The following is an 18,783-nucleotide window of genomic DNA, read 5'->3' on the forward strand; positions in this document are numbered from 1 at the left end:
TACTTCGCCGGCAACCCAACGGGGATTGGACATGAGTTCCGGAGCGCAGACGGAAACCTATAACGACAAGGTGGTCCGCCAGTTCGCGGTGATGACCGTGGTCTGGGGCGTGGTGGGCATGCTGGTGGGCGTGTTCATTGCCGCGCAGATGTACTGGCCGGCCCTGAACTTCGACACCTCCTGGCTGAGCTTCGGCCGGCTGCGGCCACTGCACACCAATGCGGTGATCTTCGCCTTCGGAGGCTGCGGCCTGTTCGCCACCTCGCTGTACGTGGTGCAGCGCACCTGCCACGTCCGGCTGATCTCCGACAGGCTGGCGGCCTTCGTGTTCTGGGGCTGGCAGGCGGTGATCGTGCTGGCGGCGATCACCCTGCCGCTGGGCCTGACCCAGAGCAAGGAATATGCCGAGCTGATCTGGCCGATCGACCTGCTGATCACCGCGGTCTGGGTGGCCTACGCCTGGCTGTTCTTCGGCACCATCGCCAAGCGCCGGGTCAAGCACATCTTCGTCGCGAACTGGTTCTACGGCAGCTACGTCATCGCGGTGGCGCTGCTGCACATCGTCAACAACCTGGCCATTCCGACCGATCTGCTGCACAGCTATCCGGTCTACGCCGGCGCCGTGGACGCCATGGCGCAGTGGTGGTACGGCCACAACGCGGTGGGCTTTTTCCTGACCACCGGCTTCCTCGGCATGATGTATTACTTCGTGCCGCGCCAGGCCGGCCGGCCGATCTACAGCTACCGGCTGTCCATCGTGCACTTCTGGGCGCTGATCGCCGTGTACATGTGGGCCGGCCCGCACCACCTCCAGTACACCGCCATCCCCGACTGGGCGCAGAGCCTGGGCATGGTGTTCTCGCTGATCCTGCTGGCGCCAAGCTGGGGTGGCGCGATCAACGGCATCATGACCCTGTCCGGCGCCTGGCACAAACTGCGCACCGACCCGATCATCAAGTTCCTGATCGTCGCCATCTCGTTCTACATGATGAGCACGTTCGAGGGCCCGATGATGTCCATCAAGACGGTCAACGCCCTCAGCCACTACACCGACTGGACCATCGGCCACGTGCACTCCGGCGCCCTTGGCTGGGTGGCCATGATCACCATCGGTTCGATCTACGCGCTGATCCCTCGCGTGCTAGGCCTCAAGGAGATGGCCAGCATGAAGATGATCGACCAGCACTTCTGGCTGCATACCGTCGGGGTGGTGCTTTACATCGTCGCGATGTGGATCGCCGGCATCCAGCAGGGCCTGATGGCCCGGGCCACCAACCCGGACGGCACCCTTGCCTATGCCTGGATCGAGATCCTGGAATTCAACTACCCGTTCTACCTGGTGCGCTTTCTGGGCGGCGTGCTGATCGTCGCCGGCATGGCACTGATGTGCATCAACGTCTGGCGCACTTTCCGTCTGGCCAAGGCGCCGGCCGAGTCGCCGGTACTGCCCGTCGCCGGCGCCCACGCCTGAGGATCCGACATGAGCCACGAGAAAGTCGAAACCAACGTCGGATGGCTGGCGATCCTGATCGCCGTGGTCATTTCATTTGGCGGCCTGGCCGAGATCGTCCCGCTGATGTACCAGGCGGAGGCGGTGAAGCCGCTGCCGGGGGTCAAGCCCTACCCGCCCCTGGAGCTGGCGGGACGGGACGTCTACGTCCGCGAGGGCTGCTACAACTGCCATTCGCAGATGGTACGCACCCTGCGTTTCGAAACCGAGCGCTTCGGGCATTACTCCCTTGCCGGCGAGTCGGTCTACGATCGCCCCTTCCAGTGGGGCAGCAAGCGCACCGGCCCTGACCTGGCCAGGATCGGCGGCCGTTACTCGGACGACTGGCACCGGGTGCACCTGCTCAATCCGCGCGACGTGGTCCCGGCCTCGAACATGCCGGCCTATCCCTGGCTGGAGAAGGCGATGGTGGATCCGGCGGTGGTCGCCCGGCGCATGAAGGCACTGCAGGCACTGGGCGATCCGTACAGCGACGAGGACATCGAAGGCGCTGCCGCGGCAGTGGCCGGCAAGAGCGAAATGGACGCCCTGATCGCCTATCTGCAAGGCCTTGGCCGAAACGCGCCGAAGGGTTGAGCCATGATCGCCGGCATCGTCACCCTCATCCTGCTGATCGCCTTCCTGGTGGGCGTCGCCCTGCTGTTCCGGCCCAGGCACAAGGCCGAGTTCGACGCCGCCGCCCGCATTCCCCTCGAAGACCAGAGCGAGAACATGCCATGACCACCGGCTGGTCCCTATTCGTCATCTTCCTGGTCGTCCTGAACATAGCCGGTTGCGCCTGGCTGTTGTGGTGGACCTCGAAAGTCCGCGGTAACGAAGGCAGGAACACCTCGGAAACCACCGGCCACGTCTGGGACGGCGACATCACCGAGTACAACAAGCCGCTGCCCAAGTGGTGGATCAACCTGTTCTGGATCACCATCGTCTTCTCCATCGGCTACCTGCTCTGGTATCCGGGCCTGGGCAGCTTCGCCGGTTACGCCGGCTGGACATCGGCCGGCGAACATGACGCCGCCAAGGCCGAGGCCGATGCCCGTATCGCCGAAGCCTTCGGCCGCTTCGAGGGCATGCCGATCGACGAGATCGCCAGGCACCCGGATGCGGTGTCGTTCGGCGCGCGCCTGTTCGCCAACCACTGCGCCCTGTGCCATGGTTCCGATGCCCGCGGCGCCAGGGGTTTCCCCAACCTGACAGACGACAGCTGGCAGTGGGGTACCGGCACGCCCGACGAAATCCTGCAGACCATCCTGCATGGCCGGCAGGCGGCGATGCCGCCGCTGGCGGCGGCGATCGGCGGCGACGTCGGCGTGACCGAGGTGACCGCCTATGTCCAGAGCCTGTCCGGCATCAAGGCCGACCCGGCCCTGGCCGCGGCCGGCAAGGCCCGCTACGCCGGCGTCTGTGCCGCCTGCCACGGGCCGGACGGCAAGGGCAATCCGGTCCTTGGCGCCCCCGACCTTACCGACGGCGTCTGGCTGTATGGCAGCGATTTCGCCAGCATCAGCGAGGGCATCCGCAACGGCCGGGCCGGCATGATGCCGGCACACGAGCCGATCCTGGGCGAGCTGCGCTCGCGCCTGGTGGGCGCCTACGTCTGGTCGCTCTCGCACGACGGCCAGGTGGTATCGTCCGGGGCACAGTGAGCGCCGCGCCCGAGCCCGCTTTCGACCACCCACCCCGGCCGCTGGCGCAGCGGCTGGGGGCCATCCTCTGGCCCAGCTTTTTCGCCGCCGGCGTGGCCACGATGGTGTTCTTCGCCTTCGTGGACCCGCTGGCGCTGCGCGACCTGACCTTCCCCGAACTCGAAATCAGCCGCGGCCTCGGCTACACGATCGGCTTTTTCATGTTCTGGGCGTGCACAGCCTCGTCCAGCCTGTTCACCTGGATCCTCCTGCGGCCGGCCAGCCGGTTCAACAAGCCGCTGCCGAAGGATTGAGGAACCAGATAGCGCAAGATGGCCAGACAGATTCCCAGCGAGCTGGTGGACGAGGTTTCCCTCTACGTCAGCGAAAAGAAGGTCTATCCGCGCGAGCAGGATGGCCGCTTCCAGCGGCTGCGCAAGGCGGCGGTGATCTGGTTGCTTGGCATGTACTACCTGTTCGCCTGGCTGCAGTGGGACGGCCGCCAGGCGGTGCTGTGGGACTTGCCGGCGCGCAAGTTCTACGTATTCGGGCTGGTGTTCTGGCCGCAGGACTTCCTGTTCCTGGCCATGCTGCTGATCATGGCGGCGCTGTCGCTGTTCTTCTTCACCGCCCTGGCCGGACGCATGTGGTGCGGCTACGCCTGTCCGCAGACGGTCTGGACCGAGGTCTTCATCTGGATGGAGCGCTGGACCGAGGGCGATCGCAACAAGCGCATGAAGCTCGACCAGGCGCCCTGGAACCGGGAGAAGTTCCTTCGCAAGGGTGCCAAGCACCTGCTCTGGCTGCTGTTTGCGCTCTGGACCGGCTTTACCTTCGTCGGCTACTTCACCCCGATCCGCGAGCTGGCGGCGCGCGCCTGGCCCTTCGAATGGGGCGGCTGGGAGACCTTCTGGGTGCTGTTCTATTCCCTGGCCACCTGGGGAAACGCCGGCGTGCTGCGCGAGCAGGTCTGCAAGTACATGTGCCCTTACGCACGATTCCAGGGCGCAATGTTCGATCGCAACACCCTGATCATCGCCTACGACCCAATGCGCGGCGAGCCGCGCGGCCCGCGCAGGAAAGGCCGGCTGGCCAGCGTGCTGGAACGCGCCCGCGGCTTGTTGCCCCTGGACGTGGCCACCAGCGCGGTGGTGCATGCGGCCAGGCACCGCTCCGCGGCCGACCTGCAGCTGGAGGCGCGCGCCACCACCGGCCTGGTGGTGGACGAACAGCAGGGATTGCCGCCGCCGCCCGAGGTGAAGTCACCCGAAGACCTGGGCGATTGCATAGACTGCACGATCTGCGTCCAGGTGTGCCCGACAGGCATAGACATCCGCAACGGCCTGCAATACGAGTGCATCGCCTGCGGCGCCTGCGTGGACGCCTGCGACATGGTGATGGACCGGATGGGCTATCCGCGCGGCCTGATCCGCTACACCACCCAGAACGCGGTGGACGGCAAGCCGCAGCGGCTGCTGCGTCCGCGGGTACTGGTCTACGCCGCCCTGCTGCTGGGCCTGCTGGCAGCCTTCGCAGTCGGCATCAGCCAGCGCGCCACCCTGATCGTGGAGGTCATGCGCGACCGCAACGCGCTGTACCGGACGGCCGCCGACGGCAGCGTCGAGAATGCCTATTCCCTGCGCATCGTCAACAAGGACGAGGTCGGACACCGCTACACCGTGCGGGTCGAAGGCCCCGAGGGCATCGTGCTGGTCGAATCGCAGGCCGTGCACGAGGCCGGCCCGGAGGAAGTGCTGACGGTGCCGGTGACCCTGCGCGCGGCCCCCGGCGTGGCTAGCGGCAGGGTGGACGTCCGCTTCGTGGTCGAGAGTGACACCGGCGAGGCGCGGGTCGAACGCGAAACCCGCTTTTTCGGGCCGATGTGATGGGCAGGAGGGGTGCCCCGCGAACCGCAGCGGTGGCCTGGCTGGTGATCGCGCTGCCAGCGGCCAGCATCCTGGCGGGCCTGTGGACGCTATGGGTGGCAGCCGGTCCGGGCAGCGTGGATGCCAGTCCGGATCGGATCAGGCGCATGGCCCAGGTACAGGAGGCCGCGCTCGATGCCGACGAGGTTGCCGCCCGCGAAGGACTCCGCGCCCGCCTGCATCTGTCCGACGGCGGTATCCGCCTGGAGCTGCGGCCAGTGCCCGGCACCACGGCGCCGCAGCTCCAGCTCGTCCATCCGATCCAAGCCAGGCATGACCGCGTGCTGTCGTTCCGACCCGGCCCGGAAGGCTGGCACAGCGAGAGCCGCATCGCCGGCGAAGTGGCCTGGCGCCTGCGCCTGATCGCTGGCGACGGCCGCTGGCGCCTGGTCGGCCGCTACCGCCCTGGCGTTACCGTGGTCGACCTGGTGCCGGCACTGCCGCCGATGCCGGAGCCTGGCCCGATGCCCGAACCAGGATCGCCACCCTCGCCGGAGCGGCCGTGAACCGCTCGCTCGCAACGGCCTGCCACCACTGCGGCGAGCCGCTGCCGGCGACGCCGGTGCTGGTGGAGCTGGACGGACAGGCGCGCGCCATGTGCTGCAACGGCTGCGCGGCCGCCGCCGCCTGGATCCGCGACGCCGGCCTGGACGACTACTACCGGCTGCGGCAGGCGCCGGGCGCGAAAGTGGACGAGGCCGTCGCCGACTATCGCAGCTGGGACCGCGAGGACGTCCAGGCCGGCCACGTCGAGCACGGCAGTGACGGCGACCGCATCACCGTCGTCGTCGAAGGCATGCACTGCGCCGCCTGCGCCTGGCTGATCGACCGTGCCCTGCAACGCGAGCCCGGCCTGCACGAGGTCAGCGCCAATGCGGTCACCGGCCGGGTTCGCCTGGCCTGGGATCCTTCCCGAACCCGGCTGTCGGTCCTGCTGCAACGCCTGGCAGCCCTCGGCTACCGCCCGCACCTGGCCCGCGGCGAGCAGGCCGAGCGCGAGCGCCGGCGCGAACGCAACCGCCTGATCGCCCGCCTCGGCGTGGCCGCGCTCGGCGCCACCCAGGCCATGATGTTCTCCGAGGCCCTCTACCTGGACACCGCCGGGCAGATGCCGACTGCCACACGGGACTTCTTCCGCTGGCTCAGCTTCCTCACCAGCACGCCGGTGGTGTTCTACTCCGGCTGGCCCTTCCTCGCGGGCATGGCACGCGAGCTGCGCCTGCGCCGGCCCGGCATGGACACCCTGGTGGCCAGTTCGGTGCTGCTGGCGTATTTCGCCAGCCTGGCCGAGACCCTGCGCGGCGGCACGCATGTGTGGTTCGACGCGGCGGTGATGTTCGTGTTCTTCCTGCTCGCGGCGCGGTTCCTGGAACGCATGGCCAGACGCAAGGCCAGCGCCCGCCTGGATACTCTGGCCCGCGCCCAGCCGGCCCTTGCCTGGCGCGAAGGCGGCGAAGGCCTCGAACAGGTGCCTGCGGCCACCCTGCGGGCCGGCGATCGTGTGCGCGTCGGCGTCGGCGAAGCCGTACCGGCCGACGGCGAGCTGGAGTCGGCGGCCAGCTTCGACGAATCGCTGCTCACCGGCGAACCGGTGCCGGTGCCTCGCCGGGCCGGCGATACCGTGTATGCCGGTTCGACCTGCCGCGAGAGCGCCTGCTGGCTGCGCGTACTGCGCACCGGTGCCGACACCCGCCTGTCGCAGCTCGCGCGCGCGGTGGAGCAGGCACAGGCGCAGCGGCCGCGGCTGGCGCGCCTGGCCGAGGCGGTATCCATGCGCTTCGTGCTCTTCCTGTTCGCGGCGGCCCTGGTCGCCGGCCTGGTCTGGTGGAAGGTCCAGCCGGAGCGCGCCTTCGAGGTTGCGCTGGCGGTGCTGGTGGTCAGCTGCCCCTGCGCGCTGTCGCTGGCGGTGCCGACGGCCCTGGCCACCGCGCACGGCGCGCTGGCGCGGCTGGGCGTGCTGGCGCTGCGGCCGGATGGCCTGGACGCCCTGGCCGATGCCGACATCGTGGTCTTCGACAAGACCGGCACCCTGACCCTGGGCCAACCGGAGCTGCACGACGTGCAGTGCTTCGGCGCGGAAGGGCGCGAGGCCGTCCTGTCCCTGGCCGCCGCCCTGGAACACGGCGCCGGGCATCCGCTGGCGCACGCCTTCGGCACGGGCACGGCCGCCACCGAAGACCTGCAGGCGCATCCGGGCCTGGGCGTCGAAGGACGCGTGGCCGGCCGCCTGCTTCGCCTGGGCCGGGCCGATTTCGCCGCCGGCCGCGACGACGACGGTGCGCTCTGGCTGGGCGACGGCCGCCAGGCCCTGGCGCGCTTCGACGTCGCCGACAGGCTGCGGCCGGACGCCGCCGACACCGTGGCCGGGCTGCGCCGGCTGGGGCTGAGGCCCGTGCTGCTGAGCGGCGATGCGGCCACGCCGGTGTCCGAGGCGGCGGCGGCGGTCGGCATCGCTGAACATGCGCACCGCCTCTCGCCGGAAGGCAAACTGGCGCGCGTACGCGACCTGCAACGAGCCGGCCATCGCGTGCTGATGCTGGGCGACGGCATCAACGACGCGCCGGTGCTGGCCGGGGCCGACGTCTCCGTCGCCATGGCCGGCGGCGCGCCGCTGGCCCATCGCGCTGCCGACCTGGTGCTGACCGGCACACGCCTGGACCGGGTGCCGCAGGCCGTGCTTCTGGCCCGGCGCAACCGCCGCGTCATCCATCAGAACCTGGTCTGGGCCATGGCCTACAATCTGCTCGCCCTGCCTTTCGCCGCGCTGGGCTGGGTGAGTCCGGGCCTGGCCGCGCTGGGCATGGCCGCGTCCTCGCTGCTGGTCACCGGCAACGCCTTGCGCCTGGGCCGCCTGCCCGCGGAGTCCGCATGACCATCCTGCTGTTCCTGATCCCGATCTCGCTGCTGCTGCTGGCCGCCGCCATCGGCGCCTTCGTCTGGGCGGTACGGCGCGGCCAGTTCGACGACCTGGATACGCCGCCGCTGGACATGCTGCGCGACGACGACCGGCCGGCACCGCCGCCGCGCGACCGCGACTGAATCCGCATGCCGATCGACCTGCTGACCCTCGGCGCCGCCTTGCTCACCGGCCTGCTCGGCGGCGTGCACTGCCTGGCCATGTGCGGGGGCATCGCGGTCGGCCTGTCGGCGCAGTCGGGCGGGCCCGGCCTGGGCCATGCCCTCACCCTCAACGCCGGCCGCGTGCTGGGCTACACCCTGGCCGGCACCATCGTCGGCGGCCTGGGCGGCGGCTTGCTGGCGGTGGCACGGGTGGACGGCCTGGCGACGGCGCTGCGGGTGGGCCTGGGACTGCTGCTGGTAATGGTGGCCTTGCGCCTGCTCTGGCCGGAGAAGCTGGGGTTCCTGGCCCGCGGCAGCGCCTTGGCATGGCGTTGGCTACGGCCACTGCAGCAGCGGCTGGTACCGGCCGCCGGGCCCTTGCGGCCCTGGCTGCAGGGTCTGTTCTGGGGCTGGCTCCCCTGCGGTCTTTCCACGACGGTGCTGGCGGCGGCGTGGCTGGAGGCCAGCGCCCTGCATGGCGGTCTGCTGATGCTGGCCTTCGGCCTGGGCACGTTGGCGACGATGGTGCCGGTGACCTGGAGCGGTGCGCGCCTGGGGGGTCTGCTCTCGCGCCGCGGTGGCCGGGCCGCTGCGGCGACCCTGGTCGGCCTGGCCGGGCTGACGACCATGGCCGCGCCCTGGCTGGCGGGACAACCCGCCATCCACGCCGTGCTCGAGGCGATGGGCTGCCGCTCGATCTGAGCGGCTCAGCCCCTGCCGGCCTGGTGTGGCCTGGCGGGCGTCGCCGGCGCATGCACCAGCGCGTCCAGCCGCTCGCGGTCGAGGATGCGCAGCTTGCGCCCGCGTACCGCGATCACGCCCTCGTCCTGCAGGCGCGTCAGTGTCCGGCTGACGGTCTCTATGACCAGGCCGAGGTAGCTGGCGATGTCCTCCCGACTCATCGGCAGGGTGAACATGTCGCCCGGCAGGCCGAGCAGGCGATAACGCTCGGACAGGCCGTGCAGGAACAGGGCCACCCGCTCCTGGGCCTGCTTGCGGCCCAGCATTTCCAGATGACTCTGGTCGCGATTGATGCCCTGGCCGATGATCCGCAACAGCTGATGGCCCAGCCCCGGCACCTCGCCGCAGATTTCCTCCAGCTTGCTCATCGGTATCTCGCAGACGGTGGCCTGGGTCAGCGCCACCGAGTCGCAGCCGTGCCGGCCGCGGCCCATGCCGTCCAGGCCCATCAGCTCGCCGGGCAGGTGGAATCCCACCACCTGCTCCTCGCCCTCGCTGTCCAGGGCCACGGTCTTGAAGGCGCCCTCGCGGGCCACGTACAGCGCCGACATGCCCTGGCCGACCCGGTACAGATGCTCGCCGCGGGCCAGGGGCCGGCGGCTGCGCACGATTTCCTCGAGCCGGTGCAGGTCCTCGCCGCCGATGCCCGCCGGCAGGCAGAGCACGTGCAGGGAACAGGAGGCGCAACTGCGCCGCAATCGCTCCAGGTCGAAGGCGACGGCTCCGGCGCCGGATCCGCTCATGGCCCGGTCACTCCGCCCGTTCCGCCGTCCAGTGCTTCAGCCAGGCATTGACGGTGTCGTGCCAGAGCACACTGTTGTGCGGCTTGAGGATCCAGTGGTTCTCGTCCGGGAAATACAGCAGCCGGCTAGGCACGCCCTGGCGCTGCGCGGCGGAGAACGCCGCCAGGCCCTGCTCCACCAGCACCCGGTAGTCGAGCTGGCCGTGGATGACCAGCATCGGCGCCTTCCACCTGCCGACGTGGTTGATGGGATTGAACTTCTCGTAGTTCTCCGGAACCTGCACCGGGGTGCCGCCGTTCTCCCACTCGGTGAACCACAGCTCCTCGGTGTTGAAACCCATGATGCGGGTGTCGACCACGCCGGCGTGGTTGACCAGGCAGTCGAAGCCGTCCGGCCAGTTGCCGGCGATCCAGGCCACCATGTAGCCGCCGTAGCTGCCACCCAGGGCACAGGCGCGCCCGCCGTCGAGGAAGTCGTACTTCTGCAGCGCCGCGGTCCATCCCTTCTGCAGGTCCTCCAGCGGCTTGCCGCCCCAGTCCTGCGAGATCGAGTCGGTGAAGGCCTGGCCGTAGCCGACCGAGCCGTGGAAGTCGATCATCACCGCCGCGAAACCCTGGCCGGCATAGGTCTGCGGGTTCCAGCGGTAGTGGAAGTTGTCGCCGAAGCTGCCCTGGGGACCACCGTGGATCAGGAAGGCGACCGGATACTTCTTCCCCGGCTCGTAGTTGGCCGGCTTGACCACGTAGCCATACACCGTTTCGCCATTCCAGCCGGCGAAGCTGAACTGCTCGTAGTCGCCGAAGGCAAGGCCGGCCAGTTTCTCCTCGTTGTTGCGGGTCACCTGGCGCGGCTGGCTGCCGTCGGCCCGCGCCACGAAGGCCTGAGCCGGCGTCTTCAGGTTGTCCAGGGTATAGGCCAGGGTGTCGCCGGCCAGGTCGAAGCCGCCGATGCTGCCGCCCGGCACCACCTTGGTCACCTCGCCGCTGGCGATGTCCACGCGGAACAGCGGATGCGTGCCCAGGTCGTAGGCGGTGGTGTAGATGGCCTTGCCGTCGGCCGAGAGCCTGATGCCGTCGGCGCTGCGGTCCCAGTCCGGGGCGATCTCGCGCACCTTGCCGCTGCGCAGGTCCATGGCCATCAGGGCCAGGCGGTCGGCTTCGAAGCCGGGACGCTTCATGGCCCGGTAATAGAGCGTGCGGCCATCGCCGCTGAACACCGGGCCGGTGTCCATGGCCAGGTTGTCCGCGGTCAGGTTCTGCGGCGCGCGACGGGCCCGCACCCAGGCCCGGTACAGGTCGAAGTTGGTGGACCAGGCCTCCTCGCGGTTGCCCAGGCGGGCGGCGAACACCAGCGACTGCCCATCCGGTGCCCAGGCGTACTCGCCGGCATCACCGAAGGGCTTGCTCGGGATGTCGCCTTCCACTCCGGCGCTGACCCGCACCGGCTCGCCGGCGGCCTTGCCGTCTTCGCCCAGCGCGGCCACGAACAGCTGGTTGCGGCGACCGTCGGCCCAGGTGTCCCAATGCCGCACGAAAAGCTGGTCATGGATCCTGCCGGTGGCCTTGGCGGCGGCGCGCTCGTCCAGCCTGGCCCGGGTACAGGCCAGGTCGGCGCAGTCGGTGAACACCTCCATGCTGAGTGCCACCTGGCGACCGTCGGGCGACAGCTTGTAGCTGCCCACGTCCAGCGGGAAGTCGGTCACCTGCACCGGTTCACCACCGGCCACGGCCTGGCGCCAGAGCTGCTGCGAACCGGACTTGGCCGACAGGAAATAAACATGGGCGGCATCCGGCGAGAAAGCCGGGCTGTTGACGTTGAAGCCCTCCGGGGTGAAACGCACCGGCGGCGCCGCATCCCGCGCCCACAGATCCTCGATCCACAGGCCGGTGCTGGCCTTGTTGGCCTCGAAGTCCGTCTGCCGCACCGCCACCACCAGCCTGCGCCCGTCCGGCGACAGGGTGGGCGAGGACACCCGTTCCAGGGTGACCAGGTCGCGGACGTCGAAGGGCCTGGCGGCCAGGACCGGGCCGGCCAGCAAGGCCGACAGGAGCAGCATGAGCAGGCGGGGGCGCAGGAACATGAGGGAGGGATCCTCGTCGCGAAGAGAGTGCCAATGGTAGGCCGCCCCGCCATGGCGGGCAAAGCCGGCGACCAGCGTGGCTATACTCCCCCGTCCTTCCACGGAGCCGGAACGTGAATCACGCCACCACCCTGCCCCCGGCCGGGGCGCAGTTGCTGGGCCACCCCAAGGGCCTGTTCGTCTGTTTCCTGACCGAGATGTGGGAGCGCTTCTCCTTCTACGGGATGAAGGCGCTGCTGTTCCTCTATCTGACCAAGCACCACCTGTTCAGCGACCACTACGGCTACCTGCTGCTGGGCACCTACGCCGGCCTGGCCTACGCCCTGCCACTGCTCGGCGGCGCCCTGGCCGACAAGTACCTCGGCATGCGCAAGGCAGTGGTATTCGGCGGCCTGCTGCTGGTGCTGGGCCAGTTCGGAATGGCCTATACCGGACAGGCGGCCGCCGGCCTGCAGGGGCAGGCGCAGCAGGACGTGTTCGCAGTGCAGGTGATGTATGCATCGCTGGCGCTGATCGCGGTGGGTGTCGGCTTTCTCAAGCCCAACATCTCCACGATCGTCGGCCGGCTGTACGCCGATACCGATCCCCGCCGTGATTCCGGCTTCACCATCTTCTACATGGGTATCAACGTCGGCGCCTTCGCCGCCTCGCTGATCGTCGGCTACGTCGGCGAACGGATCGGCTGGGGCTACGGTTTCGGCCTGGCCGGCCTGATGATGCTGCTGGGCCTGCTGCAGTTCGTCTGGGGCCGCGAGCACCTGCTGGGCCAGGCCGAGCCGGCCGAGCCGGAGCGGCTGCGGAGCCGGGTGTTCGGACCGTTCAGCCGGGAATCGCTGATCTACCTGGCCGGCCTGGCCACGGTGGCGGCGGTCTGGTGGATCCTGCAGACCCGCATCGACTTCGGCTTCCTTGGCGAGGTGTTCGGCGGCCATGAGGTCACCCTGACCGAGGTGGTGGCGGTGGTGCTCGGCCTGGGCCTGTTCGTCTGGTTCATCCGTCTGCTGATGTCCGGCATCACGCCGGTGGAGCGTGGCCGGATGATCGTGCTGATGGTGCTGATCGTGATCTCGGCCCTGTTCTGGGGCCTGTACGAGCAAACCTACGGGCCCTGGGTGGCCATGGCCGAGCGCGCCATGGACCGCACTACCTTCGGCATCGAGTGGACGGCCGGCCAGACCACGGCCCTGGGCGCGCTGTTCGTGATCGCGCTCAGCCCGGTCTTCGCCTGGCTGTGGCCGCGCCTGGACAAGGCCGGCCTGAACCCGAGTTATCCGGCCAAGTTCGCCTGGGGCCTGGTGTTCTGCGGCCTGGCCTTCGGCGTGCTGGCCTTCGCCGCCGCCAACCCGGGCGAGGGCGGCCTGGTCAGCCTGTGGTGGATGGTGGCGGCGTATTTCGTGCTGGTGCTGGGCGAGATGGTGCTGTCGCCGGTGGGCCTGTCGGCAGTGACCTCGCTGTCGATCCCGCGCGCGGTCGGCCTGATGATGGGCGCCTGGTTCCTGTTCTCGGCCTTCGGCGAAATCATCGCCGGACGCATGGGCACCTGGGCGGCGGTCGAGCCGGAGGCCGACGGCAGCTTCAGCGTCGCCAAGTCCCTGGCCGTCTACGCCGAGGTGTTCACCGACATGATGTGGATCGGCCTGGCGGCGGGCCTGCTGATGTTCCTGCTGACGCCGGCGCTCAGGCGGCTGACGCGCGGCTGAGCCGGTCCAGCACCTCGTCCAGGCCCTGCCGCCAGTCCGGCAGGGCCAGGCCGAAATCCCTGGCCAGGCGGCTGCAGTCCAGGCGCGACCAGGCCGGCCGGCGGGCCGGCGTCGGATAGTCCGCCGTGCTGATGGCCTCGACCTGCGGCGCCCTGGCCAGCAGGCCACGCGCCACCGCGCCTTCGAAGATGGCGCAGGCGAACTCGTACCAGCTGCACTCGCCGGCGGCAGCGAGATGATAGGGCCCGCCGCGCTCATGCCCGGCCGCCAGCACCTTCGCCACGACGTCGGCGATCCAGTGCGCCGGCGTCGGCGCGCCGCGCTGGTCGTTCACCACGCGCAGCCGTTCGCGCTCGCCGGCCAGGCGCAGCATGGTGCGCAGGAAATTGTGGCCGTGCGCGGCATACACCCAGCACAGGCGGAACACCAGGTGTCGGGCGTCCGCCGCCAGCACCGCCTGCTCGCCGGCCAGCTTGCTGGCGCCGTAAACGCCCAGCGGGCGGGCCGGGTCGTCCTCGCGCCAGGGGCGGCTGCCCTGCCCGTCGAACACATAGTCCGTGGAGAAATGCACCAGCGGGACACCGGCGGCGCTGCAGGCCCTGGCCAGCAGCCCGGGCGCCTCCGCGTTGATCGCGAAGGCCAGCTCCGGCTCCCGTTCGGCCAGGTCCACCTGGGTGTAGGCGGCGGCATTGACCACCAGCGCCGGCGCCACCCGCGCGACCAGGGCAGGCAATGCTTCCGGCCGAGTCAGGTCCACCGCTTCGCAGGCCTCTCCATCCGGAAGCCGGCCGGACAGCGTGCCGGCCACCACCTTGCCCAGGCCCGCCAGGCGGCGCCGCAACTCCGTGCCGAGCTGGCCGTCGGCGCCCAGCAGCAGGATCCTCATGCCGCGTACACCGGCAGCCTGTCCTCGGGCACCTCGTCCAGGAAGGGTGCCTTGGCGTCCTTCTCCGACAGCAGCGGCCTGGATACCGGCCAGTCGATGCCCAGGCGGGCGTCGTTCCAGCGAATGCCGGCATCGGCGACGCGATCATAGGGCGCGGTGACCAGGTAGCTCACCAGGGCGCTGTCGGACAGCACCACGAAGCCGTGGGCGAAGCCCTCGGGAATCCAGAAGTGACGCCGGTTCTCCGCACTCAGCACCACCGCGGTCCACTGCCCGAAAGTGGGCGAGCCGCGACGGATATCCACCGCCACGTCCCAGACCTCGCCTTCCAGCACACTGACGTACTTGCCCTGCGGTCCCGGCCACTGGTAGTGCAGGCCGCGCAGCACGCCGTGGACCGAACGCGAGACGTTGCCCTGGACGAAGCTCGTGTCCAGCCCCTGCGCCGCCAGCGCATCCCGGCTCCAGGCTTCGAAAAAGCAACCGCGGGCATCTTCGAACAGCGCCGGCTCGAACGCCACGCAATCCGCCAGGCCGGTTTCGATCCGCTTCACGGTCCCGCCTCGCGCCTGACCAGGCCCAGCAGATAATCGCCGTAGCCGCTCTTGGCCAGCGGCCTGGCCAGCGCCAGTAGCTGCTCATCGTTGATCCAGCCATTGCTCCAGGCGATTTCCTCCGGGCAGCAGACCCGCAGGCCCTGGCGCGCCTCGATGGTCTCGATGAAGTTCGCCGCTTCCAGCAGGCTGCCGTGGGTGCCGGTGTCCAGCCATGCGTAGCCGCGCCCCAGCTGCTCCAGGTGCAGGGAGCCCTCGTCCAGGTAACAGCGGTTGAGGTCGGTGATCTCCAGCTCGCCGCGGGCCGACGGCTCTAGCCCGGCGGCGAACTCCGGCGCCCGACCGTCGTAGAAGTACAGGCCGGTGATCGCGTAGTTCGACCGCGGCCGGGCCGGCTTCTCCTCGATGCCGATCACGCGACCGTCGGCGTCGAATTCCGCCACGCCGTAACGTTCCGGATCGCGGACCCGATAGCCGAACACCGTGGCGCCCTGCTGTCGGGCATCGGCCTTGCGCAGAAGGCCGGTCAGGCCGGTGCCGTGGAAGATGTTGTCGCCCAGCACCAGGCAGCTGGGCTGCCCGGCGAGGAATTCGCGGCCGATCAGGAAAGCCTGGGCCAGGCCGTCCGGGCTGGGCTGCACGGCATAGCGGATGTCCATCCCCCAGCGGCTGCCGTCGCCGAGCAGGCGGCGGAACAGTTCCTGCTCGTGCGGCGTGTTGATCACCAGCACCTCGCGGATGCCCGCCAGCATGAGCACGCTGAGCGGGTAATAGATCATCGGCTTGTCGTACACGGGCAGCAGCTGCTTGCTGACCGCCTGGGTTATCGGATAAAGCCGGGTGCCGGAGCCGCCGGCCAGGATGATGCCCTTGCGCGCCATGTCAGGCCCCCATGCCGATACGTTCCAGCCGGTAGCTTCCGTCCAGCACCCGGGCCACCCAATCGGCATGGTCCAGATACCAGTCCACGGTGGCCGCCAGGCCCTGCTCGAAGCTCACCGTCGGCGCCCAGCCCAGCTCGCGCTTGAGCTTGGAGGCGTCGATGGCATAACGGCGGTCGTGGCCGGGGCGGTCCCTGACGAAGGTGATCTGCGATTCGCGCGGCTGCCCGTCCTGGCGCGGACGGCGCCGGTCGATCAGCGCGCATACCGCCTTCACCACCTCGATGTTCTGCCGTTCGGCGTCGCCACCGACGTTGTAGGTCTCGCCGATCCGGCCTGCCTCCAGCACCCGGCGGATGGCGGCGCAGTGGTCCTTGACGTAGAGCCAGTCGCGCACGTTCTTGCCGTCGCCGTACACCGGCAGCGGCTCGCCGGCCAGCGCTTTCTGGATCACCAGCGGGATCAGCTTCTCGGGAAACTGGTAGGGCCCGTAGTTGTTCGAGCAGTTGGTGGTCAGCACCGGCAGCCCGTAGGTGTGGTGGAAGGCCCGTACCAGGTGGTCGGAGGCGGCCTTGGAGGCCGAGTACGGCGAGTTCGGCGCGTACGGCGTTTCCTCGGTGAACCTGCCGGTCTCGCCCAGCGAGCCGTAGACCTCGTCGGTGGAGACGTGCAGGAAACGGAAACCCTCGCGCGCCTCGCCCTCCAGCGAACGCCAGTAGTCGCGGGCGCACTCCAGCAGGTTCAGGGTGCCGACCACGTTGGTCCGGACGAACGCGGCCGGGCCGTCTATGGAACGGTCCACGTGGCTCTCGGCGGCGAAGTTGAGGATGGCCGAGGGCCGGTGCTCGGCAAGCAGGCGCGTCACCAGGGTGCGGTCGCCGATGTCGCCGTGCACGAAGACGTGCGCCGGATGGCCCTGTAGCGGGGCCAGGGTGTCGAGGTTGCCCGCATAGGTCAGCGCGTCCAGGTTGACCACGCGCACGCCGGAGGCCACCGCGTCCAGGACGAAGTTGCCGCCTATGAAACCGGCGCCGCCGGTGACCAGCCAGGTCCGCATCCATTCCCCTCGTCGGGCGCCGGACCGCCCGCGGGAGCGGCATGCGCCGCCCGACCGGCCGGCCGCGCCATGTGCTCAGGCGCGGCCATTGTTCCATCCACTCCCGGGAGCGTCCAGCCGCGAACAGGACCGAAGGCCTGCCGGCGCCAGGCCGTGCTCAGGCGACGGCCCTGAGCGGGCGCATCCGGCTGGCGACCCCGAGAAACCGGTCCAGCCACTGCCCGAGGAATTCGCGGGTAGCCTCGACCGCAATGCGATCGTCCGCCTCCACCAGGTCAGGCTTGAAGCTGACGTAGGCCTCGCCCCCCACCACCAGCGCGCCGAGGGCGCCGAGCACCTGCCGCAGGTGCTGCTGGCCCACGGCAGTGCCGATGGCGCCGGGCGAGGCGCCGGTGATGGCGACCACCTTGTCACGCCAGACGTTGCGGTCGGCCGGCTTCGAACCCCAGTCGATGGCGTTCTTGAGCACCGCCGGGATCGATCGGTTGTGCTCCGGCGTCACTATCAGGATGGCCTCGGCCCTCGCCAGCTCGGCGGTGAAGCGGTGGACCTCCGGCGTGCGGCCGGGCTCGAGGTCCTGGTTGTAGATCGGCAGGTCGTCAATGCGGATGAACCGGGCCTGGACCCGGTCGCCGGCCAGGCGGACCAGGGCCCGGGCCAGGCGGCGATTGATCGACTCACGGCGGTTGGAACCGACGATGACGGCGAGATCGAGCTTGTCCATGGTTCACCTCACGAACGGTAATGGAATTGGTCCGGATCCGGCCCGGTTCCCGGGGAGCGCAGCCAGCGCAACACGGCGGGCATGTGCCTAAGGCGGGCTTCGACGCAGGCATCGGCCAGGCGCTGACCCCAGCCTGACCGGGCGGTCGTGAAGGCGCCGTCCATGGCGCAGCCGCATTCCAGCCTGCGCAGCAGACGCCGGCGCAGCCATGCGTCCAGGCTGAAGCCGCCGGGCCCCAGCAGGGCCAGGGCCAGCAATCCGACCGCCGTCAACAGATGCCCCGCGACCGGCAGCCCCGCCAGGGCGGTACGGAAGTCCCAGGGCATGGACATGGCCTGGACCAGTGCCAACAGGCCCGCCGCCAGCGCCAGCGCACGGACCTGATAACCGACAAGCAAGGCCAGCGCAGCCAGCATGGCCAGAACGGACGGCAGGGCCACCGTCAGGGCGGCAGCGCCGGCCAGACCGGCCAGGCCCCGGTCGGCAAGAATGCCGGCCAAGCCCAGGCGCAGGAAAAAGGCAGGCAGATCGTTCATGGCGCCACCGGGAAAGTCGGATGGTCACCATGATAATTAGCTATGATTTAGCAACAATACGGGCAGTTGCTACGTATCGTTGTCGCTAACGCAACGGGTTGGCGACGAGCTCAGAAGGGAATGTCGTCATCCGGGAAGGGTTCCTCGTTGCGCTGGGCCGGCGCCGACCGCTCCTGGCCGCCCCGCCCCGGCCCGGGCCCGCCACGCTCGCCTCCACCGCGGCCGTATCGCTCGCCTCCGCCGGAACGCCCGGGCCGCTCGCCGCCCTCGCCGCCCGGGCCACCGAGCATCTGCATCTCGTCGGCGATGATCTCGGTAATGTAGCGCTCCTGGCCGTCCTGACCGGTGAACTTGTCGTAGCGGATCGAGCCCTCGATATAGACCTGGCGGCCCTTCTTCAGGTACTCGCCGGCGATCTCGCCGAGCTTGCCGAACAGCTTCACCCGGTGCCACTCGGTGCGCTCCTGGGTGTTCCCGTCACGGTCCTTGCGCACGCTGGTGGTGGCCAGGCTGAGCGTGGTCACGGCCATGCCACCCTGGGTGTATTTAACGTCGGGGTCATTGCCCAGGTTGCCCACCAGGATGACCTTGTTCACGCCTCTGGCCATTGCGCTCGTCCTTACGTAGCCGACTCTCGGGAAGGCGCCTAGGGTAGCCGTTGCGCCGGCTCCTGGGAAACGGCACGGTCGCCGGAGCCGCCAAGGCGCGCGCTTGTCCTACCCGAATGCGCGCCAAGCCCGGACCGGCCGGCGCGCGGCCTATAA

At 69.5% G+C, this 18,783-nt stretch carries 20 protein-coding genes; 11 read left to right on the forward strand and 9 right to left on the reverse strand.

The features are described from left to right. Positions 1–31: 31 nt before the first annotated feature. Genes ccoN through F0415_RS06240 form a run of 10 tightly spaced genes read left to right on the forward strand, consistent with a single transcriptional unit; the run spans position 32 to position 8,819 of the window. Positions 32–1,471 carry a cytochrome-c oxidase, cbb3-type subunit I gene (gene ccoN, locus F0415_RS06195; RefSeq protein WP_149860340.1) on the forward strand — a complete coding sequence of 480 codons (1,440 nt, stop codon included), beginning with the start codon at positions 32–34 and terminating at the stop codon, positions 1,469–1,471. Between the two features lie 9 nt (positions 1,472–1,480). Further along, positions 1,481–2,086 (forward strand): cytochrome-c oxidase, cbb3-type subunit II, encoded by a 606-nt coding sequence (gene ccoO, locus F0415_RS06200; protein WP_149860341.1) that lies wholly within the window; start codon positions 1,481–1,483, stop codon positions 2,084–2,086. A 3-nt stretch (positions 2,087–2,089) separates the two neighbouring features. Continuing rightward, positions 2,090–2,230 (forward strand): cbb3-type cytochrome oxidase subunit 3, encoded by a 141-nt coding sequence (locus tag F0415_RS06205; protein ID WP_149860342.1) that lies wholly within the window; start codon positions 2,090–2,092, stop codon positions 2,228–2,230. After that, positions 2,227–3,153: a cytochrome-c oxidase, cbb3-type subunit III gene (gene ccoP / locus F0415_RS06210; RefSeq protein WP_149860343.1), complete on the forward strand. Its 927-nt coding sequence runs from the start codon at positions 2,227–2,229 to the stop codon at positions 3,151–3,153. The genes F0415_RS06205 and ccoP overlap by 4 nt, the downstream gene beginning before the upstream one ends. Next, positions 3,150–3,446, forward strand: a complete 297-nt coding sequence (locus tag F0415_RS06215; protein ID WP_149860344.1) for a hypothetical protein — start codon at positions 3,150–3,152, stop codon at positions 3,444–3,446. The genes ccoP and F0415_RS06215 overlap by 4 nt, the downstream gene beginning before the upstream one ends. An 18-nt stretch (positions 3,447–3,464) precedes the next feature. Beyond that, positions 3,465–5,018, forward strand: a complete 1,554-nt coding sequence (locus F0415_RS06220) for a 4Fe-4S dicluster domain-containing protein (protein ID WP_149860345.1) — start codon at positions 3,465–3,467, stop codon at positions 5,016–5,018. 32 nt (positions 5,019–5,050) lie between these two features. After that, complete coding sequence (locus F0415_RS06225) at positions 5,051–5,563, forward strand: FixH family protein (RefSeq protein WP_188310311.1); 513 nt, start codon at positions 5,051–5,053, stop codon at positions 5,561–5,563. Next, positions 5,560–7,929, forward strand: coding sequence for a heavy metal translocating P-type ATPase (locus tag F0415_RS06230; RefSeq protein ID WP_149860347.1), 2,370 nt, complete (start codon positions 5,560–5,562; stop codon positions 7,927–7,929). The genes F0415_RS06225 and F0415_RS06230 overlap by 4 nt, the downstream gene beginning before the upstream one ends. Then, complete coding sequence (gene ccoS, locus F0415_RS06235) at positions 7,926–8,096, forward strand: cbb3-type cytochrome oxidase assembly protein CcoS (RefSeq protein WP_149860348.1); 171 nt, start codon at positions 7,926–7,928, stop codon at positions 8,094–8,096. The genes F0415_RS06230 and ccoS overlap by 4 nt, the downstream gene beginning before the upstream one ends. Positions 8,097–8,102: 6 nt before the next feature. Then, positions 8,103–8,819, forward strand: coding sequence for a sulfite exporter TauE/SafE family protein (locus tag F0415_RS06240; protein WP_149860349.1), 717 nt, complete (start codon positions 8,103–8,105; stop codon positions 8,817–8,819). 5 nt (positions 8,820–8,824) lie between these two features. Here the strand turns inward: F0415_RS06240 and F0415_RS06245 are convergent, their stop codons facing one another. Together F0415_RS06245 and F0415_RS06250 are read right to left on the reverse strand one after the other, a co-directional pair. Beyond that, complete coding sequence (locus F0415_RS06245) at positions 8,825–9,601, reverse strand: helix-turn-helix domain-containing protein (RefSeq protein WP_149860350.1); 777 nt, start codon at positions 9,599–9,601, stop codon at positions 8,825–8,827. A 7-nt stretch (positions 9,602–9,608) separates the two neighbouring features. Then, positions 9,609–11,681: a S9 family peptidase gene (locus tag F0415_RS06250; RefSeq protein ID WP_149860351.1), complete on the reverse strand. Its 2,073-nt coding sequence runs from the start codon at positions 11,679–11,681 to the stop codon at positions 9,609–9,611. A 113-nt stretch (positions 11,682–11,794) separates the two neighbouring features. Here F0415_RS06250 and F0415_RS06255 point away from each other — a divergent pair, with 113 nt between their 5' ends. Next, positions 11,795–13,381, forward strand: a complete 1,587-nt coding sequence (locus F0415_RS06255; protein WP_149860352.1) for a peptide MFS transporter — start codon at positions 11,795–11,797, stop codon at positions 13,379–13,381. Here F0415_RS06255 and rfbD read toward each other — a convergent pair. From rfbD to ssb, 7 genes are all read right to left on the reverse strand, one after another. Beyond that, the gene (gene rfbD, locus F0415_RS06260; RefSeq protein ID WP_149860353.1) at positions 13,359–14,267 is read right to left on the reverse strand and encodes a dTDP-4-dehydrorhamnose reductase; all 909 of its coding nucleotides are present in this window, start codon (positions 14,265–14,267) and stop codon (positions 13,359–13,361) included. The genes F0415_RS06255 and rfbD overlap by 23 nt on opposite strands. Continuing rightward, on the reverse strand, positions 14,264–14,821 hold the full coding sequence (gene rfbC / locus F0415_RS06265) for a dTDP-4-dehydrorhamnose 3,5-epimerase (RefSeq protein WP_149860354.1): 558 nt from the start codon (positions 14,819–14,821) through the stop codon (positions 14,264–14,266). Before rfbC ends, rfbD begins: the two co-directional genes overlap by 4 nt. After that, the gene (rfbA, locus tag F0415_RS06270) at positions 14,818–15,702 is read right to left on the reverse strand and encodes a glucose-1-phosphate thymidylyltransferase RfbA (RefSeq protein WP_149860355.1); all 885 of its coding nucleotides are present in this window, start codon (positions 15,700–15,702) and stop codon (positions 14,818–14,820) included. Before rfbA ends, rfbC begins: the two co-directional genes overlap by 4 nt. A gap of 1 nt (position 15,703) precedes the next feature. After that, positions 15,704–16,759 carry a dTDP-glucose 4,6-dehydratase gene (gene rfbB / locus F0415_RS06275; RefSeq protein WP_149860356.1) on the reverse strand — a complete coding sequence of 352 codons (1,056 nt, stop codon included), beginning with the start codon at positions 16,757–16,759 and terminating at the stop codon, positions 15,704–15,706. Positions 16,760–16,916: 157 nt separating this feature from the next. Then, complete coding sequence (locus F0415_RS06280) at positions 16,917–17,483, reverse strand: NADPH-dependent FMN reductase (protein ID WP_149860357.1); 567 nt, start codon at positions 17,481–17,483, stop codon at positions 16,917–16,919. Between the two features lie 8 nt (positions 17,484–17,491). Beyond that, on the reverse strand, positions 17,492–18,019 hold the full coding sequence (locus F0415_RS06285) for a hypothetical protein (protein ID WP_149860358.1): 528 nt from the start codon (positions 18,017–18,019) through the stop codon (positions 17,492–17,494). A 110-nt stretch (positions 18,020–18,129) separates the two neighbouring features. After that, positions 18,130–18,627: a single-stranded DNA-binding protein gene (gene ssb, locus F0415_RS06290; RefSeq protein ID WP_149860359.1), complete on the reverse strand. Its 498-nt coding sequence runs from the start codon at positions 18,625–18,627 to the stop codon at positions 18,130–18,132. Positions 18,628–18,783 lie beyond the last annotated feature (156 nt).

Origin of the sequence: Arenimonas fontis, from assembly GCF_008386465.1 — a bacterium.
In the GTDB taxonomy this organism is placed as follows: domain Bacteria; phylum Pseudomonadota; class Gammaproteobacteria; order Xanthomonadales; family Xanthomonadaceae; genus Arenimonas; species Arenimonas fontis.